We start from the raw sequence: 23,741 nt of genomic DNA on the forward strand, positions 1-23,741 counted from the left end.
CTCCACCCCTGACCGGGCTCGGTCTCAGCGGCGCTCTCGGCGCCCCTTGCCGTCGCCGTCCTCCTCGTCGTGCGGGCCGAGCAGCTCGTCCGCGAGGGTCGGGAGGTCGTCGAGCGGGGTCTCCTCGGCCCAGTCGGAGCGTCGCCGGGGCTGCCCGTTCTCGTCGAGCTGGGGCAGTTCGCGGGTGCGCTCGTTGGCGCCCTCCGGGGCGGCCGGGGCGTCGCGGAAGAAGTCCTGCGGCACCCGGTCGGCGGGGGCCGCGTCCTGCACGGTCGGCAGCACGGCGGTCCGCTCGGCCTCGCTGTCGGTGCCGGCGCCCGTGTCCCGCCCGGGCCGGACCCGGGGCAGCACCGTGGTCTCCTCGTCGAGCCGCACGATGGGCGTCGGGACGGTGACCTCGTTGGGCGACACGGTCGGCGCGTCGTCCGAGCCGGAGGCGGCCGGTCCGCCCGCGCTCCCGGCGGGCCGCGGCTCGTCCGGCTTCACGAGGGGCGTGGCGACGGTGATCTCGTTCGCCGACTCCTCCACCGACTTCGCGGCCTTCGCCGCCCTGGCGGCCTTGGCGGCAGCCGCGGTTCCGGCGGCGGCCTCGGCGGCCGCCGTCCGCTCGGCGGACCTCGCGGCGGCGCGGCGCTCCGCCTCGGCCCGCTTCTCCGCGGCGGCGGCCCGGCCGGCCGCGGCCGTCTCCGCCGCCGCGCGCTCCTCCGCGGCCTTCGCCGCAGCGGCCTTCCGCTGGGCCTCGGCGGCCAGCGCGGCCGCGGCGGCCTCCTCCGCGGCGGCCTTGCGCGCGGCTTCCTCGGCGGCCTTGCGGGCGGTCTCCTCCGCGGCCTTCGCGGCGGCGGCCTCCGCCAGGCGGCGGGCCTCCTCGGCGCGGACCAGGGCCTCCTCGGCCTTGCGCTGCTTCTCCAGGCGCCGCTCCTCGGCCTCGGCGCGCAGCCGGGCCTCTTCCTCGGCCTGCTTGCGGCGCCGCTCCTCCTCCTGGAGGCGGGCCTTCTCCTCGGCCTCGCGCCGCTTGCGCTCCTCCTCGGCCGCGATCCGGGCCTCCTCGGCGCGCTGCCGGGCCTCCTCCGCCTGGCGTTCGGCCTCCAGGCGGCGGGCCTCTTCCTCCTCGGCCTTGCGGCGGGCCTCCTCCTCGGCGCGCAGCTTGGCGAGCTGCTCCTGGCGCTCGCGCTCCAGGCGCTCCTCCTCGGCCTTGCGGGCGGCCTCCTCCTCGGCGCGGCGGCGGGCGTCCTCCTCGGCCTTGCGGCGGGCCTCCTCCTGGGCCTTCACCTCGGCCTCGGAGAGCGGCAGCACGCGGTCGAGGCGGTGGCGCACGACGGTGGTGACGGCCTCCGGCTCCTGGCCGGCGTCGACGACGAGGTAGCGGCCGGGGTCGCCGGCGGCGAGGGCCAGGAACCCGGCGCGCACGCGCGCGTGGAACTCGGGCGGCTCGGACTCCAGCCGGTCGGGCGCCTCGGTGAACCGCTCGCGGGCGGTCTCCGGGGAGACGTCGAGGAGCACGGTGAGGTGCGGGACGAGGCCGCCGGTGGCCCAGCGGTTGATGCGGGCGATCTCGGTCGGCGACAGGTCGCGGCCGGCGCCCTGGTAGGCCACCGAGGAGTCGATGTACCGGTCGGTGATGACGACGGCGCCCCGCTCCAGGGCGGGCCGGACCAGCGAGTCGACGTGCTCGGCGCGGTCGGCGGCGTACAGCAGCGCCTCGGCGCGGTTGGACAGGCCGGCGCTGGAGACGTCGAGCAGGATCGAGCGGAGCCGCTTGCCGATCGGGGTGGCGCCGGGCTCGCGGGTGACGACGACCTCGTGGCCCTTGGCCCTGATCCACTCGGCGAGCGCCTCGACCTGGGTGGACTTGCCGGCGCCGTCGCCGCCCTCCAGGGCGATGAAGAAGCCGGTCGGGGAGGGAGCCTGGGCCGGGTCGGCGCCGCGCAGGGCGTCGCCGAGGTCGCGGCGCAGCGGGACGCCCGCCCGGTCGTCGGTCTTGGCGAGGACGACGGCGGCGACGGGCAGCAGCAGCGCGCCGACCAGCATCAGGGTGAAGGCCGCGCCGCCGTGGGCGAAGACGAAGCCGCCGGAGGCGAGCCGGTGCGGGCCGATCGCGGCGGCGACCAGCGGGGCGACGAGCGCGCCGGCGCCGATCGCGACGCGGGAGACGGCCTGGAGGTGCTCGGTGACGCGGGGCCTGCGGGCCTCCTCGGTCTCCTGGTCGACGAGGCTGTGCCCGGTGCGGGCGGCGACGCCGGCCGCGTAACCGGCGAGGGCGGCGAGGGCCAGCACGGTGGCCGTGTCCGGCACGAGGCCCATGGCGAGCAGCGCGACGCCGGTGACGGCGACGGCGAGGGCGAGCAGGCGGCGCCGGGAGAGCACGGTGAGGACGGAGCCCGCGGTGCGGATGCCGACGGCGGTGGCGCCGCTGAGCGCGAGGATCAGCAGGGCGTACGTGACGGGCCCGCCGCCCAGGTCGTAGGCGTGGAGCACGGAGACGGACGCCGCGGCGGCGATGGCGCCGGCGACGGTGCCGCAGGCGAGCACGAACAGCGGGAGCGCGCCGGTGCGGCCCTTGTCCGCGGGCAGCCGCAGGCCCTCCAGGGGCGAGCGGGGCCGCGGGGTCTGGCCGCCGGGCAGCGTGAGCGGGAACAGCACGGAGACGGATGCGGCGAAGAGCCCGGCGGCGACGTACGCGCCGAGGGCCGCCTGGTGCTGCGAGAACCAGTCGATGCCGCTGCCGAGCAGGTTGCCGACGAGGGTGGCGAGCAGCAGCACGCCGGCCGCGGCGGGCACCGCGAGGAACGAGGTGCGCAGGCTGAGCGTGCGCAGCGCGCCCAGGTGGTCCGGGAGCGGCCGGACGGCGGCGCCCTCGGCCGGCGGGGCGGGCAGCAGCGCGGGGGCCGCGCCCTCCTTCGCGATCGTCCAGACGCGTTCGGCCGCGCCGGTGACGAAGACGGTGCCGAGCAGGAACCAGAGCGCCTTGTCGGGGGTCCAGTCGATCCACAGCGGGGCGACGACGAGCAGCGCGAGCCGCAGCCCGTCGGCGCCGATCATGGTCCAGCGGCGGTCGAGCGGGCCGCCGGGCGCGGTCAGCGCGGTGAGCGGGCCGAGCAGGACGGCGCCGAAGAGGACGGCGGCGAGGATCCGCGTACCGACGACGGCGGCCACGGCGAACGCGGCGCCCCGGTATCCCCCGCCGAGGGCTCCGTCGGCCACGGCCGCCTGGAGCCCGAGCAGCGTGAGGACGAGGAGGGCGAGCGCGTCGCCCGTGCCGCCGACGGCCTGGGCGCCCCACAGCCGCCGCAGTGGCTGATGGCGCAGCAGGGCCCGTACGGCACGCTCCCGGGAATCGGCGACGAGTGCGGCGTCGGTGTCTGGCTGCTCTGCTCGCGTCATCCGTCCACCCTATCCGGACGCTCTTGCTCCCCGCGGCCTCCACCCGAACAAACAGACGGGGAGGGCGGGGGCCGTGGCCCCCGCCCTCCCCGTCATGTCAGGAGAGTCACCCCGGCACGGAGATCACTCGGATCGTCCCGACCCGAAGACACTCGGCTCGTCCGGCCTCGGAGATCACTCGGATCGTCCGGGCTCGGAGATCACGGATCGTCCGGGCTCGGAGATCACCTGACTCACTCCGGCTCGGCGGCCGCCGTCTTCTTCGCGGCCGTCGTCTTCTTCGCGGCCGTGGTCTTGGCCGTGGTCTTCTTGGCGGCCGTCTTCTTCGCCGCGGCCGTCTTGGTCGCGGTGGTCTTCTTGGCGGCGGTCTTCTTCGCCGTGGCCTTCTTCGCGGGCGCCTTCTTGGCCGCCTTCTTCGCCGGGCCCTTGGCCCGCTTCTCGGCCAGCAGCTCGTAGCCGCGCTCGGGCGTGATCGTCTCGACGCTGTCGTCGGTGCGCAGGGTCGCGTTGGTCTCGCCGTCGGTCACGTACGGGCCGAAGCGCCCGTCCTTGACGACCACGGGCCTCTCGCTGACGGGGTCGGTGCCGAGCTCCTTCAGCGGGGGCTTGGCGGCGGCCCGGCCACGCTGCTTGGGCTGGGCGTAGATCGCCAGCGCCTCCTCCAGCGTGATCGTGAACAGCTGCTCCTCGTCGGTGAGCGACCGCGAGTCCGTGCCCTTCTTCAGGTACGGGCCGTAGCGGCCGTTCTGCGCCGTGATCTCGACGCCCTCGGCGTCGGCGCCGACGACGCGGGGCAGGGACATCAGCTTGAGCGCCTCGTCCAGGGTCACCGTGTCGATGGACATCGACTTGAAGAGCGAGGCGGTACGCGGCTTGACCGCGTTCTTGCCGGTCTTCGGGGTGTCCTCGGGGAGGATCTCGGTGACGTACGGGCCGTAGCGGCCGTCCTTGGCGACGATCTGGTTGCCGCTGACGGGGTCGGCGCCCAGCTCGAAGTCGCCGCTCGGCTTGGCGAGCAGCTCCTCGGCGTAGGCGACGGTCAGCTCGTCCGGCGCGAGGTCCTCGGGGACGTCGGCGCGCTGGTGGCCCTCCGCGTCCTTCTCGCCGCGCTCGACGTACGGGCCGTAGCGGCCGACGCGCAGCACGATGCCGTCGCCGACGGGGAAGGAGGAGATCTCCCGGGCGTCGATGGCGCCGAGGTCGGTGACGAGCTCCTTGAGCCCGCCGAGGTGGTCGCCGTCGCCGTTGCCGGCGTCGGCCGCGCCGCCCTCGCCGGAGCCGCCGCCCTCACCGAAGTAGAAACGCTTCAGCCACGGCACCGCCTGGGCCTCGCCGCGTGCGATGCGGTCGAGGTCGTCCTCCATCTTGGCGGTGAAGTCGTAGTCGACGAGCCGCCCGAAGTGCTTCTCCAGGAGGTTGACGACGGCGAAGGAGAGGAACGACGGCACGAGCGCCGTCCCCTTCTTGAAGACGTAGCCGCGGTCGAGGATGGTGCCGATGATCGAGGCGTACGTCGACGGGCGGCCGATCTCGCGCTCTTCGAGCTCCTTGACCAGGCTGGCCTCGGTGTAGCGGGCCGGCGGCTTGGTCGCGTGGCCGTCCACGGTGATCTCTTCGGCGGCCAGCGCGTCGCCCTCGGCGACCTGCGGCAGGCGCCGCTCGCGGTCGTCGAGCTCGGCGTTCGGGTCGTCGGCGCCCTCGACGTACGCCTTCATGAAGCCGTGGAAGGTGATCGTCTTGCCGGAGGCGGAGAACTCGGCGTCCCGGCCGTCGGCGGCGGTGCCGCCGATCTTCACGGTGACGGAGTTGCCGGTCGCGTCCTTCATCTGGGAGGCGACGGTCCGCTTCCAGATCAGCTCGTAGAGGCGGAACTGGTCGCCCGTCAGGCCCGTCTCCGCCGGGGTGCGGAAACGATCACCCGAAGGACGAATCGCCTCGTGCGCCTCCTGGGCGTTCTTGACCTTGCCGGCGTAGACGCGCGGCTTCTCCGGCAGGTAGTCGGCGCCGTAGAGCTGCGTGACCTGCGCACGGGCGGCGCCGACGGCCGTCTCGGACAGGGTCGTCGAGTCCGTACGCATGTAGGTGATGAAGCCGTTCTCGTACAGCTTCTGCGCCACCTGCATGGTCGCCTTCGCGCCGAAGCCCAGCTTCCGGCTCGCCTCCTGCTGGAGGGTCGTGGTGCGGAAGGGGGCGTACGGGGAGCGGCGGTACGGCTTCGACTCGACCGAGCGGACGGCGAAGCGGGTGTCGGCGAGGGAGGCGGCGAGCGCGCGGGCCTTCTCCTCGTCGAGGTGGAGCACGTTCTCGCTCTTCAGGCGGCCGTCGGCGCCGAAGTCACGGCCCTGCGCGACGCGCTTCCCGTCGACGTTCGCGAGGCGCGCGACCAGGGAGGACGGGTCGGAGGGGTCACCGGCGCGGCCGGTGGAGAAGGTGCCGGTGAGGTCCCAGTACTCGGCCGAGCGGAAGGCGATCCGCTCGCGCTCGCGCTCGACGACGAGCCGGGTCGCGACGGACTGGACGCGGCCCGCGGACAGGCCCCGCATGACCTTCTTCCACAGGACCGGCGAGACCTCATAGCCGTACAGGCGGTCGAGGATGCGGCGGGTCTCCTGGGCGTCGACCATGCGCTTGTTCAGCTCGCGCGGGTTGGCGACGGCCTGCTGGATCGCGTCCTTGGTGATCTCGTGGAAGACCATCCGGTGGACCGGGACCTTGGGCTTCAGGACTTCCTGGAGGTGCCACGCGATGGCTTCGCCCTCGCGGTCCTCATCGGTGGCGAGGAAGAGCTCGTCGGACTCGGCGAGCAGCTCCTTGAGCTTCCTGACCTGCGCCTTCTTGTCGGCGTTGACGACATAGATGGGCTGGAAGTCATGGTCGACGTCGACGCCGAGGCGGCGCACCTCGCCGGTGTACTTCTCGGGCACCTCGGCGGCGCCGCTCGGGAGGTCGCGGATGTGCCCGACGCTCGCCTCGACGACGTAGCCGGGGCCGAGGTAGCCCTTGATCGTCTTCGCCTTGGCAGGCGACTCGACGATGACGAGTCGGCGGCCGCCCTGTGCGGTCTCGCTGGTCGGGGACAACTTCGCTCTTCTCTCCGGTCGAGGCTCTCCGGCACGTACTGCGTACGTACGGCGCTGGCACACACGGCAGTGGCACATGGGGTGCACTGCCATCGCTGCGGAGTGTGACGGTACAACCCGCCCCCGTGTCAAACGGTGAAAGCCCGCAACGGCCACTCGAACGGTAACCCGACTCCTGCCCTTCCTGCCGCCCGGACTGCCGGACCGGCGGGGCGGGGCTCTCGCTCGGACGTCCTCACGGACGCCCGAAGCACCAGATCCCGAGGAGGAGGAAGGCGGCGCCGAAGAGGCCCGAGAGGACGGCGGCGGGCCTCGGCGCGACGCCGAGGGCGACGGGCTCGCCCTGCGCCACCCGGACCCCCGTCCACACCAGCAGTGCGGCCCCGAACAGCGTGAACGCCCCTCCCGCGAAGATCGCCGGCCCGCTCTCCATGTCCGTACCCCGTTCCGTTGCCGTGCCGTCTCCGGCTCCCGGAGCCGAGGCTGGCACCTCCCGGCGTCAGGGGGGCGAATTCGCGGTGAACGGCACGGAGGGCACCGAACGGTTTCACGAGGATGGCCGGTACTCCCCTGCCGATCCGACCTTCTTCGTCACCTCATCAGGCGTCAGATCGGTCGGATCCGGTCGAGGAGCCGGCCCGATCCGGTCATTCCCGCTCGGTCGCGGGCAGCAGGAAGCCCTCCTCCACCAGGAGCCGGATCGCCTGCGGGGTACGGTCCCGCAGGAGGACCGGGTCCTCGCCGGTGAGCTGGCCGATGGCGTCGAGGATCCGGCCGGCGCTGAGCGTGCCGTCGCAGACGCCCGCGAAGCCGGCCGCCACGTGGTCCACCCGGGTGGCCCGGCGCATCCCCCGGTTCTGGCGCAGCAGCACGTGCTCGGGGTCCTCGGCTCCGGGCAGCCCGACCTGCTCCTGGACCACCTCGGGCGCGAGGGTGAAACGGTCGGCGAGCAGGGCCGCGTCGTCCCGGCCGCGCAGGTAGTCCTGGCGCTCGAAGTGGGCCCGGACCGTGTCGCCGAGGGGCTGCTCGACGGGGTGCGGCCACTCCTCGATGACGATCGAGGGCTCGGCCTCCCCCGCGGCGACGGCCGCGCTCTTGCGCAGGGTGATCCAGCCGAAGCCGATCCCCCTGGTCCTGCGGGCCTCGAACTCGTCCAGCCACCGCCCGTACGCCAGCCGGTACTCGGCCGGGTCGCCGCGGTGGTCGCCGCTGTCGCGCAGCCACAGCTCGGTGTACTGGGTGACGTCCTGGACCTCGCGCTGCACGATCCACGCGTCGCAGCCGCGCGGCACCCAGGAGCGCAGCCGGTCCTGCCACTCCTCGCCCTCGACGTGCTGCCAGTTGGCGAGGAACTGGGCGTATCCGCCGTCGTTGAGCCGCTCCCCGGCCTCCTGCACGAGCGTGCGGCACAGGTCGTCGCCGCCCATGCCGCCGTCCCGGTAGGTGAGTCCGGCCCCGGGGGAGATCACGAACGGCGGGTTGGAGACGATCAGGTCGTACGTGTCGCCGTCGACCGGCTCGAAGAGCGAGCCGGTCAGCAGCTCGGCGCCCCGGGCCCCGGAGAGGGCGAGGGTGAGCCGGGTGAAGTCCAGGGCGCGCGGGTTGAGGTCGGTGGCCGTCACCAGCGTGGCGTGCTGGGCGGCGTGCAGCGCCTGGATGCCCGAGCCGGTGCCCAGGTCGAGGGCGGTGGCGACGGGCGTGCGGACGGTGATCCCGGCGAGGGTGGTGGAGGCCCCGCCGACGCCGAGGACAACTCCTTCGTCCTTCTTGCCGATGCCGCCGGCCCCGCCGACCGCGCAGCCGAGGTCGGAGACGATGAACCAGTCCTCGCCGTCCGGGCCGCCGTACGGCCGTACGTCGACGGTGGCCAGCACGGTGTCGTCCTCGCGGACGACCCAGCCGTCGGCGAGCGCCTCCGCCAGGGGCAGCGCGGCGGCGGCCCGCTCGTGCTCCACGGCGCGCTGGAGCAGGAAGAGCCGGACGAGGGTCTCCAGCGGGGAGTCCCCGCGGGTCGCCCGGAGGGCGGGCACGGTCTCGCTGCGGGCGAGCGCGGCATAGGCCTGGGCGCCGAGCAGGTCGAGCAGACCGTCGGCGGTGAAGTCGGCGGCGAGCAGGGCCTCGCGCAGTCGGACGGCGTGCGTGGGCACCGGGAGGCTGGGGGTCGTGCTGGTCGTACTCACGTGCCCCATTGTGACGGGCGCCACCGACAACGGCCGCCATCGACAGGGGGTGGGCCGGTCCGGGCGCGCCGGACCGGCCCGGGCGCCTACGGCTTGGGCGAGGCGGTCGACTTGGTGACCGGGGTGGAGCCCGCCTTCGGGGAGGCCGAGCCGCCCGGCTTCGGGGAGGCGGACGGGGTCTGGCAGCCCGGCTGCTTGGCCATGGCCTGGCCGAGTTCGCCGGCCTGCAGCTTGGCGACGGCGTCCTGGTCCATGTTCTGGATCTTGCCCAGGTTCTCGGAGACGACCTTCAGACCGTCCGCGAACTTCTGCTGGTTGGCCGTGTCCAGCGCGTCGACCTGCTTCTTCAGGCCCTCGTACGCCACGGCCGTGGCGTTGAGCTCCTTGATCGCGTCCTGCTGGATCTTCTCGCCGTTGTCGACGGGCGGGGCGCCGGCGGACTCCACCGCCTTGGCCAGGGCGCGGTCGGCGGCGGCGATGTCGGCGAAGGCCTTCGAGTCGGCGGCCTTGATCGTGGCGGGCTTGCTGTCGGCCGCCGTGGAGATGATCAGCTGGTTCGCGGCGGCGCGCTTCTGGATCTGGGGCTGCGCCTGGTCGCAGAACGTCTTGGCCCAGTCGTTGACCTTGTCGCCCTTGTCGTCACTGCAACCCGACAGCGCGAGCACCAGTACCGCGCAGCCGGACAACGCGGCCGCAAGATTCTTGTTCACCGGATCGGTCCCTTCCGAGGCTCTCGGCCCCGGAACATACACGCCGTACGGATGACATCCACCGATCGTAGGACCGATTCATCCGATATTGAGCCGTTTGCACCAAGGAGAGAAGGACGGACGTCACGTCAGAACGCGCCCTCCGCGCTCTCTTTGACATCCCATCACGACACAGGATCGCGGGTCTCGGACCGCGGGTCTCGGGTCTTGGGTCTTGGGCCGCGAGTCTCGGGACGTGGGCCGCGGGTCTCGGGACGTGGGTCCCGACCTCGGCTACGGAATCACCGTGGCGTCCCGCGTCGTCCCGTTCCGCTCCGCCGAGCCGTCGTCCACGGCCACCGAGCGCCGCTTGGAGATCCGGACCGCTCCGACGACGACCAGGATCGCGGGGACGGCGACCAACGCCCGCAGCCCGCCGCTGGCGTCGTCTCCGAAGCTGAACTGCACCACGGCGGGCGCGATCAGCAGCGCGACCAGGTTCATCACCTTCAGGAGCGGGTTGATCGCCGGTCCCGCGGTGTCCTTGAACGGGTCGCCGACCGTGTCGCCGATGACCGTCGCCGCATGGGCCGGGCTGCCCTTGCCGCCGTGGTGCCCGTCCTCGACCAGCTTCTTCGCGTTGTCCCAGGCGCCACCGGAGTTGGCGAGGAAGACCGCCATCAGCGAACCGGTGGCGATGGCCCCGGCGAGGTACGAGCCGAGCGCGCCGACCCCGAGCGAGAAGCCGACCGCGATCGGTGCGAGGACGGCGAGCAGTCCGGGCGTGGCGAGTTCGCGCAGCGCGTCCTTGGTGCAGATGTCGACGACCCGTCCGTACTCGGGCTGCTCCGTGTAGTTCATGATCCCGGGGTGCTCGCGGAACTGCCGCCGCACCTCGTAGACCACGGCCCCGGCCGACCGGGACACGGCGTTGATGGCGAGCCCGGAGAACAGGAAGACGACGGCGGCGCCGAGCACCATCCCGAACAGGTTGTTGGGCTGGGAGATGTCCATGGACAGGTTCGTCTCGGTGGCCTTCGCGCCCACTTCGGCGACCGAGGTGGCGATGGCGTCGCGGTACGAGCCGAACAGCGCGGCCGCGGCGAGGACGGCGGTGGCGATCGCGATGCCCTTGGTGATCGCCTTGGTGGTGTTGCCGACGGCGTCGAGCTCGGTGAGGACCTGCGCGCCGGCGCCCTGGACGTCGCCGGACATCTCGGCGATGCCCTGGGCGTTGTCGGAGACCGGCCCGAAGGTGTCCATGGCCACGATCACGCCGACCGTGGTGAGCAGCCCGGTGCCCGCGAGGGCGATCGCGAACAGCCCCAGCATGATGGAGGTGCCGCCGAGCAGGAACGCCCCGTAGACGGCGAGGCCGATCAGCAGCGCCGTGTAGACGGCGGACTCGAGACCGAGCGAGACGCCGGCCAGGACGACGGTGGCGGGGCCGGTCAGCGAGGACTTCCCGACGTCCCGGACCGGACGCCGCCCGGTCTCCGTGAAGTAGCCGGTGAGCTGCTGGATCAGTGCGGCCAGCACGATGCCGATGGCGACCGCGACCAGGGCGAGGACCCGCGGGTCGCCGCCGTGGGTGGGGATGCCGGGCTCGGTGACGCCCTCCAGGTCCGCGTAGGAGGACGGGAGGTAGGCGAAGGCGACGACGGCGACCAGGGCCAGGGAGATCAGCGCGGAGAGGAAGAAGCCCCGGTTGATCGCGGTCATGCCGCTGCGGTCGGTACGCCGCGGGGCGACGGCGAAGATGCCGATCATCGCGGTCACCACGCCGATCGCTGGCACCATCAGCGGGAAGGCGAGGCCCAGGTCACCGAAGGCGGCCTTGCCGAGGATGAGGGCGGCGACGAGCGTCACGGCGTACGACTCGAAGAGGTCGGCGGCCATGCCGGCGCAGTCGCCGACGTTGTCGCCCACGTTGTCGGCGATGGTGGCGGCGTTGCGCGGGTCGTCCTCGGGGATGCCCTGCTCGACCTTGCCGACGAGGTCGGCGCCGACGTCGGCGGCCTTGGTGAAGATGCCGCCGCCGACCCGCATGAACATCGCGATGAGCGCCGCCCCGAGGCCGAAGCCCTCCAGGACCTTGGGCGCGTCGGCGGCGTAGACGAGCACGACGCAGGAGGCGCCGAGCAGGCCGAGGCCGACGGTGCACATGCCGACCACGCCACCCGTACGAAACGCGATCTTCATCGCCCGGTGCGCGACATCCGTCAGGTCCCGCTCCGGTTCCCCCGGCCCGGGCGTGGCCTCCCGGGCCGCCGCCGCGACCCGCACGTTCGCGCGGACGGCGAGCCGCATGCCGAGATATCCGGTGACCGCCGAGAAAAGCGCGCCCACCAGGAAGAACAGAGAGCGCCCGGCCCGCTGCGACCAGGTGTCGGCGGGCAACAGGAACAGCAGGAAGAACACGACGACCGCGAAGACGCCGATGGTGCGCAGTTGCCGGGCGAGATAGGCGTTGGCGCCCTCCTGCACGGCGGCCGCGATCTTCCGCATGGATTCCGTGCCCTCACCGGCCGCCAGCACCTGGCGGACCAGCAGCCGCGCCACGACCAGCGCCGCGAGGGCCACCGCCGCGACGACGCCCACGATCACGCGGTTCTCCTGGGTGAGCACCGCGGCTGCGAGAACCGCCATTCCGTCCTCCTTGACGTCACGAGGTCAGGACAGGACGGATTCTAGGGACGGAAACCCACAGGAAAGGGATAGCCGCAATGGTAATTCCCGAATACCTCACAAATACCGCCGAATGCGGTAATACGGCGACGGTACACGCGCACGTTTCCCGGTTCCGGGGGCGCGCACGGGCGCTCGCGTTCCCGGAACCGGGGCCGGGCCGGGGCCGGGCCGGGGCCGGGGCGGTCCGGGTTCCGCTCCCCTCCGGCCCGTTCCGGGCCGTTCCGGGGAATGAAAAGAGGCCCTGCTGGGCAGGGCCTCTTCGCTCGGTCTCGGGGCAGCCGGGATCACCCGGTCCTGGGACTCCGGCCGGGTCAGGCGAGCGGGGCGTCCGGGTCGGCCGGCCAGCTCATGCGAATGGTGCCGCCGTCCTCGCCGGCGCTCACCTCCACGTCGTCGACGAGCCCGCGGATCACCGCGAGACCCATCTCGTCCTCGCCGTCGGCGAAGTCCTCGGCCGGGGCGGCGTCGCGCGCACCGGGCACGCCGACGGCGTCCGCGGCCGCCACGCCCGCGCCGGGCACCTCGTCGCCGACCTCGATGGAGAAGGTCTTCTCCTCCTCCGTCAGCACGACCCGGACGGGGGTGGTGACCCCGTTGCTCCGGTGAAGCCCCACCGCACGGGAACACGCCTCGCCGACGGCGAGCCTGACCTCGTCGAGTACCGCCTCGTCGACCCCGGCCCGGCGGGCGACCGCGGCGGCCACGAGACGGGCCGTGCGGACGTGCTCGGGCTGAGCACTGAAGAGGAGTTCAACGGTGGCCATGCGATCCCCCTGGGGTTCTGGACGGCTACACGGGGCGAGGACGGCGCGGCGGCCTCAGTCGGCCGCGTTGACGGCGTCCTCGACCGAGGTGTGAATGGGGAACACCTTGGTCAGTCCGGTGATCCGGAAGATCTTCAGAATGCGCTCCTGGTTGCAGACCAGACGCAGTGATCCCTCGTGCGCGCGCACGCGCTTCAGGCCGCCCACCAGCACGCCGAGGCCGGTCGAGTCGAGGAAGTCCACCCGCTCCATGTCGACAACCAGGTGGTAGCTGCCATCGTTCACCAACTCGACCAACTGCTCGCGCAGCTTGGGCGCGGTATACACATCAATCTCGCCACCGACCTCGACGACCGTTCGGTCGCCGGCCGGGCCGGGCACAGTGCGAGTCGACAGAGACAGGTCCACGGGTCCTCCAGCACCTAGCTATCGAGCGGCCGCCCCTCGGAACTCCCGTGCGGAGTCACGGGACGGAACGCCGGCCGCAATGGCATTCAATCACTTACCGACTGCCATGCACGACGCCTTGGAAGCATTGTCCGTCACGCCGGTGACACACTCGATGCCGATGGCCATGAATCACCGCCCCCGCCGACCCGCCGGGGAGACGGGCTACCGCCCCTCTCCAGGTCAGGTCCTCGACCGGCTCTCCGCAGGCGAGAGCCGGGCCGCGCGCATCACCCATACGGAGCATCTGCCCGCCCGAGAGGGCCGTCATGCCGTCTGGCCGCACCGCATCCGCGCGGAGGTGATCAACGCCATCCAGGCCGCCGGGATCGAGCACCCCTGGGCGCACCAGGCCGAGGCCGTCGAGCACGCCCTGGACGGCACGTCCGTGGTGATCGCCACGGGAACCGCCTCGGGCAAGTCGCTCGCCTATCTCACCCCCGTCCTGTCCACCCTCCTCGACGGCGCCGAGGCCGCCAACGGACGCGGCACCACGGCCCTGTACTTGGCCCCCACCAAGGCCCTCGCCGCCGACCAGCGCCGGGCCGTACGGGAACTCGCCGCCCCGCTCGGCAACCGGATCCGGCCCGCCGTCTACGACGGCGACACCCCGGTCGAGGAACGCGAGTGGGTCCGCCAGTACGCGAACTACGTGCTCACCAACCCCGACATGCTCCACCGGGGCATACTCCCGTCCCACCCCAGGTGGTCCTCCTTCCTGCGCTCCCTGCGCTATGTCGTCATCGACGAGTGCCACACCTACCGGGGCGTCTTCGGCTCCCACGTCGCCCAGGTGCTGCGCCGCCTGCGCCGCGTCTGCGCCCGGTACGGCGCCGATCCCGTCTTCCTCCTCGCCTCGGCCACCTCCGCCGACCCGGCCCAGGCCGCCGCCCGCCTCACCGGCGTGCCCGTCACCGAGGTCTCGGACGACGCCTCACCGCGCGGCGAACTGGTCTTCGCCCTGTGGGAGCCGCCGCTGACCGAACTCCACGGCGAGCAGGGCGCCCCCGTCCGCCGCACCGCCACCGCCGAGACCGCCGACCTGCTGACCGACCTCACGGTCCAGGGCGTGCGCTCGGTCGCCTTCGTCCGCTCCCGGCGCGGCGCCGAGCTGATCTCGGTGATCGCCCAGGAACGCCTCGCCGAGGTCGACCGCTCCCTGGCCCGCCGGGTCGCCGCCTACCGGGGCGGCTACCTGCCCGAGGAGCGCCGTGCCCTGGAGCGCGCCCTGCACTCGGGCGAACTCCTCGGCCTGGCCGCCACGACCGCCCTGGAACTGGGCGTGGACGTCTCGGGCCTGGACGCCGTCCTCATCGCCGGCTATCCCGGCACCCGCGCCTCCCTGTGGCAGCAGGCGGGCCGCGCCGGCCGTTCCGGCGAGGGCGCGCTGGCGATCCTCGTCGCCCGCGACGACCCGCTGGACACCTTCCTGGTCCACCACCCGGAGGCGATCTTCGACCGCCCGGTCGAGTCGACCGTCCTGGACCCCGACAACCCCTACGTCCTCGCCCCCCATCTCTGCGCCGCCGCCGCGGAACTTCCACTGACCGAGGCCGACCTGGCCCTCTTCGGCCCCGCCGTGCCCGAACTCCTCCCCCAGCTGGAGTCGGCCGGCCTGCTCCGCCGCCGCTCCGCCGGCTGGTACTGGACCCGCCGGGAACGGGCCGCCGACCTCACCGACATCCGGGGCGGCGGCGGCAGCCCCGTACGGATCGTCGAGGCCGGCACCGGCCGGCTGCTCGGCACGGTCGACGAGGCCGCCTCCCACGCCTCCGTCCACGAGGGCGCCGTCCATCTCCACCAGGGCCGCACCTATCTGGTCCGCGAGCTCGACCTGAAGGACTCCGTGGCCCTCGTCGAAGAGGCGAGCCCGCCCTACTCGACCACCGCCCGCGACACCACCTCCATCTCCGTCCTGTCCACCGACACCGAGATCCCCTGGGGAGCCGGGTGTCTGTGCTACGGCTCCGTCGAGGTCACCAACCAGGTCGTCTCCTTCCTCCGCCGCCGCCTGATCACCGGCGAGGTGCTCGGCGAGACCAAGCTGGACCTGCCGCCCCGCACCCTGCGCACCCGCGCCGTGTGGTGGACGGTCACCGAGGACCAGCTCGACGCCGCCCGGATCAACCCGGAGATCCTCGGCGGCGCCCTGCACGCCGCCGAACACGCCTCCATCGGCATGCTGCCGCTCTTCGCCACCTGCGACCGCTGGGACATCGGCGGCGTCTCCGTCCCGCTCCACCCCGACACGCTGCTCCCGACCGTCTTCGTCTACGACGGCCACCCCGGCGGCGCCGGCTTCGCCGAACGCGCCTTCCACACCGCCCGCGCCTGGCTGACCGCGACCCGAGAGGCCATCGCCTCCTGCGAATGCGACTCCGGCTGCCCGTCCTGCATCCAGTCCCCCAAGTGCGGCAACGGCAACGACCCCCTCCACAAGCGAGGCGCGGTCCGCCTGCTCACGGAGCTGCTGCGGGAGGCGGCGGGGCCGGAGGCCGGGGCCAAGGTGGGTGCGGAACCTGAGGCCGCGCACCCGGCGACGCCGGAGGGGCGGGAGGGCCCGGCCCAGGAAGGTGCGGACTCTGCGGGGCGGGAGGGCCCGGCCCCGGAAGGTGCGGACCCTGCGGGGCCGGAGGGGCAGGCCCTGGGGGCAGGGCGAGCGCAGGAGGCTCAGGAGCCGGAAGGCCGGTACCCGGAGTCCTCGGGGTCGTCCCAGGCCACGTGAGGCCCGGTAGAGGGGCCTGGAGGCCTACGGGACCAGGCGGGCCCGCTCGGGCGGTGACCTCGGGGGCCCACGGGCCGACCGACACGCGGGCCGTGACGTCCGCGATGTCCTCGCGCACCCGGCACCGGACCACATCCGCCCCCTGCGCGGCGGCCACCCGCGCAGCGGCCGCGCAGGCGCCCGCCTCGCCCCACAGCGCCCGGTCGGCAGCCGCGAGGGCCGCCAGATCGGCCGCACCTCCCGCCCGGTGCCGCGCGGCCACCGCCTGCCCCAGCGCGAGCACCGCCCCGAACACCACGCACAGGGCGCAGGCCGCGAACGCCGTCCACACGGTCGCCGCTCCCCGGTCGCCGCCCCTCATGGCGCCGCCACCCCCACCGTGTCCTCGGCGAGCGCCGCCGCGCCGGCCCGCAGGGTCAGCCCCAGGCCGCCCGGGCCGGGCGCCTCCGCCTCCACCGTCACCCGCCACAGCTCGCCCGAGCGCTCGACGGTGACCCTGGCCCCGTCCGGGGCGGCGGCCCGAGCCGCCGCCTCCGCCGCGGCCACCGGCTCGGAACGGGCGACCGCCCGCGCCCCCGCCCGTGCCGCGTCCACGCAGCGGATCTGCGCTCCGGCCGCCCCCAGGGCCCAGAGCAGGGCCGCCGTGAACAGCACCAGGGCGGGCAGTGCGACTGCGGTCTCCGCGGTCACCGAACCCCGGTCAGAACGGCGCATCGAGGGCCTTCCCGATCACCGACTCCAGGGCTTTCGTGACCGCCCCGCTGGTGAGCACCTTGTAGAGCACGGCCGCGAACGCCGCCGCCGCGATCGTGCCCATCGCGTACTCCGTGGTGCTCATGCCCGCGTCCCGGCGCGCCGCCGTCCGCCGGACCCGCCACCAGCCGTGGAGCACCGTCCTGAACGTGCCGACCTTCACGAGGTCCACAGCCTGCTTCGTCATCGTCCGAGTCATGGTCCGCATCGCGTCCGTCTCCTTCTCGTTCATCGCGTTCATGGCCGTCGTGGCCTTGGTCTCCGTCATCTCGGTCTCCGGCTCTCCGGTTCTCCGGTTCTCCGGTTCTCCGTTCTCCGGTTCTCCGGTTCTCCGGCTCTCCGGCTCTCCGGCCCCCCGTCGTTCCCGCCTTCTCGGCCCCGCTTATTCGTCGCCCGTCCGCTCACCTTCCGGCGAGCAGCCCGGTCGCCAGGCCGATGACCACCGGGGCCACCCCTACCGCCAGGAAGGCGGGCAGGAAGCAGAGCCCCACCGGTGCGGTGATCAGCACCTGCGCCCGCTGGGCGCGGGTCGCCGCCGCTCGGGCGCGGGTCGCTCGCAGGGCATCGGCGTGCCGGGCCACCGCGTCGGCCGCGGGTGCCCCGGAGGAGGCGGCCCGCTCCAGGCATCTGACGAGCCCCTCCGCGCCCGGTATCGCGCCGAACCTCCGCCACACCTCGGCCGGTTCACCGCCGAGCCGCAGTTCGGCCGCCGTGCGGATCAGGCGTTCGCCGACGGGTCCGCCCAAGGACCGGCCCACCGCCTCCGCCGACTCCCCGGGCCCTGCGCCGGCCGAGGCACAGGCCGCCAACAGGTCCGCGGCCAGCGGGAGCTGACGGCCGATCTCCGGGTCCTCCGGTGCCGCGCCCGACGCACGCCGGGCCCGCAGCCACCGCAGCGTCCAGGCCGTGGCGATCCCGGCGGCCAGACCGGGCACCCCGCCGATCAGCACCCATCCGCCGACACCCGCCGCGCAGGGCACGGCCCAGGCCCGCAGCCGGGGCGGCAGGGTCGGACGGGGTGGCCGCGCCGGTGCCGGCGTGGTCGCGAGAAGGGTCTCGATGCGGCGGCGCAGGCGCCGTTCGCGGCGGCGGTCGGTCATGAGGCTCGCCACCCACGCCAGTGCGCAGAGCGCCACGAGTGCCGTCGTCACGGGCGCTCCCCTCGCCGCACGATCCGGGCCGCCCACCACAACCCCAGGGCTTCGAGGGCGCCGCCGACGGCCAGGCAGCCGAGGCCCGCCGGTGTGTGCAGCAGCACCCACAGGGGGCGTGCGCCGAGCGCGGCCCCGAGACCCAGCCCGGCGACCGGCAGCGCCGCGAGGACCGCGACCGTCGCCCACGCCCCGGCCAACTGTGCGCGCAGCCGCTCCCGCTGGTCCCGGTGGGCCCGCAGGGCCGCCTCCAGGCGGTCGAGTCCGGCGGCCAGGCCCGCGCCGCCGTCGACCGCGACCTGCCAGCAGGCCGCCATCCCGGCGAGCCCGTCGGCGCCGTCCCGGCGCGCCGCCCGGCGCAGTGCCTCGGGCACGTCCCCGCCGAACCGGGCCGCCGCCAGGACCGCCGCCTCCTGCCCGCCGAGCGCTCCGGTCGTGCGGGCGGCGAACGCGAGCGCCTGGGCGGGCTGCCATCCGGCTCTCAGCTCGCCGGCGACGGCCCCGCAGAGAGCCACCACCCCGTCGCCGCGGGCCTCCCGCTCGCGCCGGCTCCGGGCCGCCCGCAGCCGGCGCCCCACCAGCGGCACCGCCGCCGCGCCCGCGAGCAGCGGCAGGAACGAGGCGCCCAGCAGGGCGAGGACCGCCGCCGCGGGCAGGCACAGCCACTCCGGCCTCCGCCGGGCTGCGTCCCGCCACCGTCCGAAGGCCGTCGGCCAGGCCGCCGCGCCCGCGCCCGGCGGCGCGAGGACCGTCCGCGCCCGGCGGAGCGCCCGCTCCCGTTCGGCCGTCCACCACAGCGCGCCGCCCGCGCACAGCACGGCCACTCCTTGCGCGGCGACTCCGCCCGTAATCCCCGTCATCCCCATACCCGTGATGCCCGTGATGCCCGCGGCCCCGGTGATCCCCGTCATCGGCGCTCCTCCTCCCCCGGCATGGCTCCGCCGATCAGCGACCGCAGCCGCTCCCAGCCCCGCTCCCGCTCGAAGCCCTCCGCTCCCCAGCGCAGTGCGGGCACGGTCACGACCAGCCCCTCCGGGTCCCGTGCGAGGACGTGCACCTCGGCGATGCGCCGCTGCCCCGAGCGGTCCCGCACCAGGTGCAGCACCGCCGAGAGTCCGGCGCCCAGCTGGCTGTGCAGCGCGGCCCGGTCGAGTCCGGCCGCCGTGCCGAGGGCCTCCAGGCGGGCGGGGACGTCGGCCGCCGTGTTGGCGTGGACGGTCCCGCAGCCGCCCTCGTGGCCCGTGTTCAGGGCAGCCAGCAGGTCGACCGCCTCGGGGCCTCTGACCTCGCCGACCACCAGCCGGTCCGGCCGCATCCGCAGCGCCTGCCGCACCAGGTCCCGCAGGGTCACGGAACCGGCGCCCTCCTGGTTGGGCGGACGGGCCTCCAGGCGCACCACGTGCGGGTGGTCGGGGCGCAGTTCGGCCGAGTCCTCGGCGATGACGATCCGCTCCCGCTCGCCGACCAGGCCGAGGAGGGTGGACAGCAGTGTGGTCTTGCCCGATCCGGTGCCGCCGCTGACGAGGAAGGAGACCCGGGCCTCGACGAGCGCCCGCAGCAGCGGCGCGCCGCCCGGCGGGACGGTGCCGGCCTCCGCGAGCTCCGTCACGGAGAAGGCCCTCGGCCGCACCACCCGCAGCGACAGGCAGGTCGAGCCGACCGCGACCGGCGGCAGGACGGCGTGCATCCGGGTGCCGTCCGGCAGTCGCGCGTCCACCCAGGGCCTGGCGTCGTCGAGGCGGCGCCCGGCGACCGCCGCGAGCCGCTGCGCGAGGCGCCGGACGGCCGCCGCGTCGGGGAACGTCACCCTCGTCGGTTCGAGGCCCGCGCCCCGGTCCACCCAGACCCGGTCGGGCGCGGAGACCAGCACGTCGGTGACGCGTGGGTCGGCGAGCAGCGGCTCCAGCGGTCCCGTGCCGACCAGTTCGCTCCGCAACTCCTCCGCCGCACCGAGCACTTCGGCGTCCCCGAGCAGCCGCCCCTGGGCCCGCAGCGCGGCCGCGACGCGCGCCGGGGTCGGCTCGGCGCCGCTCTCGGCGAGCCGCTGCCGCACGGCGTCGAGCAGCCCCGCGCTCATGCCGCACGCTCCGGGACGAGGACCCGCTCCCAGAAGGCGGTGCAGAAGCGGCCGAGGCCGCCGCGGGCGTCGGCGCCGGGGGGCGGATCGCCGTCCCGGGCCGCCGAGAGCCCGGGATCGTAGGGGAGTTCACCGGCGAGGGGCAGACGCAGGGCGTCGGCGATCCACCGCTCGTCGAGTCCGGGCGCGTACGGTCCGCGGACCACCGCGCGCAGGTCGCGCAGCACCATCCCGACCGTCGAGGCCACCCGGTGCGCGGCGGCGACCGCCCGCAACTCGCCGGGGACCAGGAGGAGTCCGAGGTCGAGCTGGGCGAGGGCTTCGGCGACCGCCCCGTCGACCCGGCGGGGCAGGTCGACCACGACCACTCCGCCGCGTCTGCGGGCCGCGGCGAGCACCGAGCGCATGGCCGCGGGCGGCACGACCACCGAGTCGCCCCGGTCCCAGCTGAGGACCCGGAGCCCCCGGACCGAGGGCAGCGACTCCTCCAGGGCCCCGCCGGCCACCCGCCCCTTCGAGGCGGCGAAGTCGGGCCAGCGCCGCCCTTCGGCCCGCTCCCCGCCGAGCAGCACGTCCAGTCCGCCGCCGAGCGGGTCGCCGTCGACGAGCAGGGTGCGCCGTCCGGCCCGCGCGGCGGCCAGCGCGAGGGCGCAGGCGAGAGTGGAGGCCCCCGCGCCGCCGCGCCCGCCGATGACGCCGACGGTCAGCGCCTGCCTGCCGACGCCCTCGGCCGCGTCGGCGATCCGGTCGACGAGCCGGGTCTCGTCGCCGGGCAGGGTCAGCACGTCGTCCGCGCCGAGCTCGACGGCGCGCCGCCACACGCCCGGGTCGTCGGGGTCGCGACCGACCAGCAGCACCCCCGGCCTGCGGGTGGCGCCGCGGCACCGGGCCGCGGCGTCGTCCCCGACGAGGACGAGCGGGGGATCCGTCCAGCCGCCGCCGCGCTCGGGCACGGCGTGGTGCACCTCGGCCTCGGCGCCCGCCGCGGCGCACAGGCGCAGCAGGTCGTCGAGGAGCGCGAGGTCCTCGGTCACGATCAGCGGCCTGGGCGGCCTGGCCCCTCCGCCGTCCGCGCCCGGTCCCGGCCGCGCGCCGCCGCCGGCACGTCCGCCCACAGCCCTGTCCGCACCCGGGTCCGCGCCCACGGCCGAGCCCGCGTTCTCCGGCGTTCCGGAAGCCTTCGATCCCTCCACGGCAGCCACCCCTCACGTGATTCCTGCGGTCCGCGAACTTCGCGACCGGAATCACCGTGACGCCGACTCGGAAATCGTGTGGATCTTGCTCGAAAACTGTGGATAACCGAGGGCTTGTGAATAACTTCGTCACCCATACCGGGGCTGCCCGGAGAGCAGCGCGACAACTACGCTGAGTAGCGAAATCGGGAGACACCCGTCCGCACGGCCCTCGCACGGGCCCGGGTCGAAAGGAGGTGCGGAAGTAGTGGAACATCGGACGAAAACGCGTCCGGACATGCGACGACCCCCGCCGGGGGGGAGAGCGGGGGTCGTCTCTCCGGCCGACTCGGGGGGGGAGGAGCCGGACCGGGTTAGCACGGTCGCGAACGATCCGTGACTTCCATGGTGTACCCGAGAGCCTTCTCAGGCAAACCCACGCGCCCCAGCGTACGCCGAATGGCGGGCACCTATGCTCGGGCTCGTGGAAAACCACTCGATGCCGCGCGCAGCCGCCTTCTTTGACCTGGACAAGACGGTCATTGCGAAGTCCTCGACGCTGACCTTCAGCAAGTCCTTCTACCGGGGCGGACTGATCAGTCGCCGTGCCGCGCTGCGGACGGCGTACATCCAGTTCGTGTTCCTGGTGGGCGGAGCCGATCACGACCAGATGGAGCGGATGCGCGAATACCTTTCCGCGCTCTGCAAAGGCTGGAACGTCGCGCAGGTCAAGGAGCTCGTCGCCGAGACCCTGCACGACCTGATCGACCCGATCATCTACGACGAGGCCGCCTCCCTCATCGAGAGCCATCACGCCGCCGGGCGGGACGTCGTGATCGTCTCGACCTCGGGCGCGGAGGTGGTCGAGCCGATCGGGGAGATGCTGGGCGCCGACCGGGTGGTCGCCACCCGGATGGTGGTCGGCGACGACGGCTGCTTCACCGGCGAGGTGGAGTACTACGCGTACGGCCCGACGAAGGCCGACGCGGTGCGCGAGCTCGCGGAGTCCGAGGGCTACGACCTCGCGCGCTGCTTCGCCTACAGCGACTCGGCGACCGATCTGCCGATGCTGGAGGCGGTGGGTCACCCGTACGCCGTGAACCCCGACCGGACCCTGCGGCGCGAGGCGACCGCCCGGGACTGGCCGGTGCTCGTCTTCGACAAGCCGGTCCGGCTCAAGCAGCGGCTGCCGGAATTCCGTATGCCGCCCCGGCCGGCGCTGGTCGCCGCGGCGGCGGTGGGAGCAGCCGCGGCCACCGCGGGCCTCGTCTGGTACGCCAGCCGCCGCAGACAGGCCGCGCTCGCCCAGGCGGCCAATGCGGCCAAGGCTGCCGGGACCGCGGGACTTGCCGATCGCTTTGCCCGGATTTGAGACGAAAGCAAAGAAGCGGAGCCAGGACTTTCGCTTCCTCCCGGACAGGAGTAGAAAGGAATCAGGCCCGCGAGACCTAGGACATCCGAGAGGATCACCTGTTGAGCATCACGGCCCCACGGACCTAAGCACAGAAACCTGGCACCCACGCGACGTCGACCCTTCGATTAAGGGCCAGCCGCACCAGGCGATGGGCAAAGTTCCCCGCCTGATGGGCACATATCGAGGACGCTTGGTAACTGGGTAGACGTGCCAGCGGCGGTACCGCTCCTTGGTACCGCCGCAACCCATGTTCCGGGCCGGATGAGGCCCGGTCAGATCCCTGACGTGACGGGCGGATCAGGCCGCGCCGCGCTGCAGCGCCTCACAGACGGCCGTCGACTCCCGGACCCCCAGTTCCACCGCGCGCCCGCAGTGCGCGATCCAGGCGCCCACGCCCTCCGGAGTGCCGGACAGGTACCCCTCGAAGGCGGCGACATAGGCCGCCCGCCCCAGCTCCGCGTGGCCGACCTCGGCCGGGCAGATCGACTTCGGGTCGAGGCCGCTGCCGATCAGCACGATCCGCTCGGCGGCCCGCGCGATCAGGCCGTTGCGCGAGGTGAAGGGGCGCAGGGCGAGCAGTTCGCCGTGCACCACGGCGGCCGTGACCAGGGCCGGTGCGCTGCCGCCCGCGATGATCAGGTCCGCGAGGCCGTCGAGCCGTCCCGAGACCTCGTCCGGGTCCGGCAGCGGCGCCTCGATCAGCGGCTCGACGACCGGTTCGCCCGCCTGGCGCGGACGACCCGTCGTCTCGCGCGGGTCGCCCTCGGCGACCAGGTGCAGCCGGGCGAGCACCCGCAGCGGCGACTGGCGCCAGATGGACAGCAGCTGACCGCTCTCCGCGCCGAGCCGCAGGGCGGCGCCGACCGTGCGGGCCTCCTCGTCGCCACTGAAGTCGGTGCGCCGGCGGACCTCTTCCAGGGCCCAGTCGGCGCCCGAGAGGGCGGCCGAGCCGCGCGCGCCGCGCAGGGCCGCCTCGGCGGTGATCTCGTTGCTGCGGCGGCGCATCACACGGTGGCCGTAGACCCGGTCGACGGCCTTGCGTACGGAGTCCACCGAGTCGGCGACGCCCGGCAGGGAGCCGAGGGCGGCCAGGGGGTCAGAGGCGTGCGTACTCATAAGTAGGGAGGCTACGCGCCCGGGGCGGCCGCCCCACCTTGGAGTGGTCTTCTTCACGCACTTCGACCACGGGGTGCGATGAACCCACTACCCTAGGTGAA

The 23,741-nt window shown here is 74.0% G+C and carries 17 protein-coding genes and 1 pseudogene; 2 read left to right on the forward strand and 16 right to left on the reverse strand.

Going from position 1 to position 23,741, the window contains the following annotated elements:
• Window positions 1–24: 24 nt before the first annotated feature.
• From tmk to OG309_RS16750, 8 genes are all read right to left on the reverse strand, one after another.
• A complete protein-coding gene (tmk, locus tag OG309_RS16715) occupies window positions 25–3,381 on the reverse strand; it encodes a dTMP kinase (RefSeq protein WP_329421721.1) in 3,357 nt (1,118 codons plus the stop codon).
• A gap of 233 nt (window positions 3,382–3,614) precedes the next feature.
• Complete coding sequence (gene topA, locus OG309_RS16720; protein WP_329421723.1) at window positions 3,615–6,461, reverse strand: type I DNA topoisomerase; 2,847 nt, start codon at window positions 6,459–6,461, stop codon at window positions 3,615–3,617.
• A gap of 235 nt (window positions 6,462–6,696) precedes the next feature.
• Entirely contained in the window at window positions 6,697–6,894 is a 198-nt protein-coding gene (locus tag OG309_RS16725) for a hypothetical protein (protein WP_329421724.1), read from the reverse strand.
• Between the two features lie 214 nt (window positions 6,895–7,108).
• Window positions 7,109–8,650: a DUF7059 domain-containing protein gene (locus OG309_RS16730; RefSeq protein ID WP_329421725.1), complete on the reverse strand. Its 1,542-nt coding sequence runs from the start codon at window positions 8,648–8,650 to the stop codon at window positions 7,109–7,111.
• A gap of 77 nt (window positions 8,651–8,727) precedes the next feature.
• Window positions 8,728–9,351: a small secreted protein gene (locus OG309_RS16735; RefSeq protein WP_329421726.1), complete on the reverse strand. Its 624-nt coding sequence runs from the start codon at window positions 9,349–9,351 to the stop codon at window positions 8,728–8,730.
• Between the two features lie 273 nt (window positions 9,352–9,624).
• Entirely contained in the window at window positions 9,625–11,979 is a 2,355-nt protein-coding gene (locus tag OG309_RS16740) for a sodium-translocating pyrophosphatase (RefSeq protein WP_329421728.1), read from the reverse strand.
• 353 nt (window positions 11,980–12,332) lie between these two features.
• The gene (locus OG309_RS16745; protein WP_329421729.1) at window positions 12,333–12,785 is read right to left on the reverse strand and encodes an ATP-binding protein; all 453 of its coding nucleotides are present in this window, start codon (window positions 12,783–12,785) and stop codon (window positions 12,333–12,335) included.
• 54 nt (window positions 12,786–12,839) lie between these two features.
• Window positions 12,840–13,193, reverse strand: a complete 354-nt coding sequence (locus OG309_RS16750) for an STAS domain-containing protein (protein WP_329421731.1) — start codon at window positions 13,191–13,193, stop codon at window positions 12,840–12,842.
• Window positions 13,194–13,272: 79 nt separating this feature from the next.
• On the opposite strand from OG309_RS16750, the gene OG309_RS16755 reads away from it, so the two are divergent.
• Entirely contained in the window at window positions 13,273–15,957 is a 2,685-nt protein-coding gene (locus tag OG309_RS16755; RefSeq protein WP_329421733.1) for a DEAD/DEAH box helicase, read from the forward strand.
• A 97-nt stretch (window positions 15,958–16,054) separates the two neighbouring features.
• On the opposite strand, the pseudogene OG309_RS16760 reads toward OG309_RS16755, so the two are convergent.
• The 7 genes and pseudogenes from OG309_RS16760 to ssd all read right to left on the reverse strand — a co-directional run.
• Window positions 16,055–16,318, reverse strand: a pseudogene (locus OG309_RS16760) (Rv3654c family TadE-like protein); the annotation flags it as partial.
• Window positions 16,315–16,671 carry a TadE family type IV pilus minor pilin gene (locus tag OG309_RS16765; protein WP_329421734.1) on the reverse strand — a complete coding sequence of 119 codons (357 nt, stop codon included), beginning with the start codon at window positions 16,669–16,671 and terminating at the stop codon, window positions 16,315–16,317. The gene OG309_RS16765 and the pseudogene OG309_RS16760, both read right to left, overlap by 4 nt.
• Window positions 16,658–16,897, reverse strand: a complete 240-nt coding sequence (locus OG309_RS16770; protein WP_329428372.1) for a DUF4244 domain-containing protein — start codon at window positions 16,895–16,897, stop codon at window positions 16,658–16,660. The genes OG309_RS16765 and OG309_RS16770 overlap by 14 nt, the downstream gene beginning before the upstream one ends.
• Before the next feature lie 214 nt (window positions 16,898–17,111).
• On the reverse strand, window positions 17,112–17,810 hold the full coding sequence (locus OG309_RS16775; RefSeq protein ID WP_329428373.1) for a type II secretion system F family protein: 699 nt from the start codon (window positions 17,808–17,810) through the stop codon (window positions 17,112–17,114).
• A gap of 47 nt (window positions 17,811–17,857) precedes the next feature.
• Window positions 17,858–18,721 (reverse strand): type II secretion system F family protein, encoded by an 864-nt coding sequence (locus OG309_RS16780; protein ID WP_329428375.1) that lies wholly within the window; start codon window positions 18,719–18,721, stop codon window positions 17,858–17,860.
• Window positions 18,722–18,768: 47 nt separating this feature from the next.
• The gene (locus OG309_RS16785) at window positions 18,769–19,938 is read right to left on the reverse strand and encodes a TadA family conjugal transfer-associated ATPase (RefSeq protein WP_329421735.1); all 1,170 of its coding nucleotides are present in this window, start codon (window positions 19,936–19,938) and stop codon (window positions 18,769–18,771) included.
• On the reverse strand, window positions 19,935–21,053 hold the full coding sequence (ssd, locus tag OG309_RS16790; protein ID WP_443067573.1) for a septum site-determining protein Ssd: 1,119 nt from the start codon (window positions 21,051–21,053) through the stop codon (window positions 19,935–19,937). The genes OG309_RS16785 and ssd overlap by 4 nt, the downstream gene beginning before the upstream one ends.
• A 529-nt stretch (window positions 21,054–21,582) precedes the next feature.
• Between ssd and OG309_RS16795 the strand changes: the two genes are divergently transcribed.
• Window positions 21,583–22,482 carry an HAD family hydrolase gene (locus OG309_RS16795; protein WP_329421736.1) on the forward strand — a complete coding sequence of 300 codons (900 nt, stop codon included), beginning with the start codon at window positions 21,583–21,585 and terminating at the stop codon, window positions 22,480–22,482.
• A gap of 339 nt (window positions 22,483–22,821) precedes the next feature.
• Here OG309_RS16795 and OG309_RS16800 read toward each other — a convergent pair whose 3' ends face one another.
• On the reverse strand, window positions 22,822–23,640 hold the full coding sequence (locus OG309_RS16800; protein ID WP_329421738.1) for an oxidoreductase: 819 nt from the start codon (window positions 23,638–23,640) through the stop codon (window positions 22,822–22,824).
• Window positions 23,641–23,741 lie beyond the last annotated feature (101 nt).

The organism is Streptomyces sp. NBC_01268 (assembly GCF_036240795.1).
Classification (GTDB): Bacteria; Actinomycetota; Actinomycetes; order Streptomycetales; family Streptomycetaceae; genus Streptomyces.

Coding starts and splice junctions, on each gene's coding strand:
- tmk (WP_329421721.1), bottom strand. CDS start 3,381: ATGACGCGAGCAGAGCAGCCAGACACCGACGCCGCACTCGTCGCCGAT.
- OG309_RS16725 (WP_329421724.1), bottom strand. CDS start 6,894: ATGGAGAGCGGGCCGGCGATCTTCGCGGGAGGGGCGTTCACGCTGTTC.
- OG309_RS16730 (WP_329421725.1), bottom strand. CDS start 8,650: ATGGGGCACGTGAGTACGACCAGCACGACCCCCAGCCTCCCGGTGCCC.
- OG309_RS16740 (WP_329421728.1), bottom strand. CDS start 11,979: ATGGCGGTTCTCGCAGCCGCGGTGCTCACCCAGGAGAACCGCGTGATC.
- OG309_RS16745 (WP_329421729.1), bottom strand. CDS start 12,785: ATGGCCACCGTTGAACTCCTCTTCAGTGCTCAGCCCGAGCACGTCCGC.
- OG309_RS16755 (WP_329421733.1), top strand. CDS start 13,273: ATGGCATTCAATCACTTACCGACTGCCATGCACGACGCCTTGGAAGCA.
- OG309_RS16765 (WP_329421734.1), bottom strand. CDS start 16,671: ATGCGCCGTTCTGACCGGGGTTCGGTGACCGCGGAGACCGCAGTCGCA.
- OG309_RS16770 (WP_329428372.1), bottom strand. CDS start 16,897: ATGACGAAGCAGGCTGTGGACCTCGTGAAGGTCGGCACGTTCAGGACG.
- OG309_RS16775 (WP_329428373.1), bottom strand. CDS start 17,810: ATGACCGACCGCCGCCGCGAACGGCGCCTGCGCCGCCGCATCGAGACC.
- OG309_RS16780 (WP_329428375.1), bottom strand. CDS start 18,721: ATGACGGGGATTACGGGCGGAGTCGCCGCGCAAGGAGTGGCCGTGCTG.
- OG309_RS16785 (WP_329421735.1), bottom strand. CDS start 19,938: ATGAGCGCGGGGCTGCTCGACGCCGTGCGGCAGCGGCTCGCCGAGAGC.
- OG309_RS16795 (WP_329421736.1), top strand. CDS start 21,583: ATGCTCGGGCTCGTGGAAAACCACTCGATGCCGCGCGCAGCCGCCTTC.
- OG309_RS16800 (WP_329421738.1), bottom strand. CDS start 23,640: ATGAGTACGCACGCCTCTGACCCCCTGGCCGCCCTCGGCTCCCTGCCG.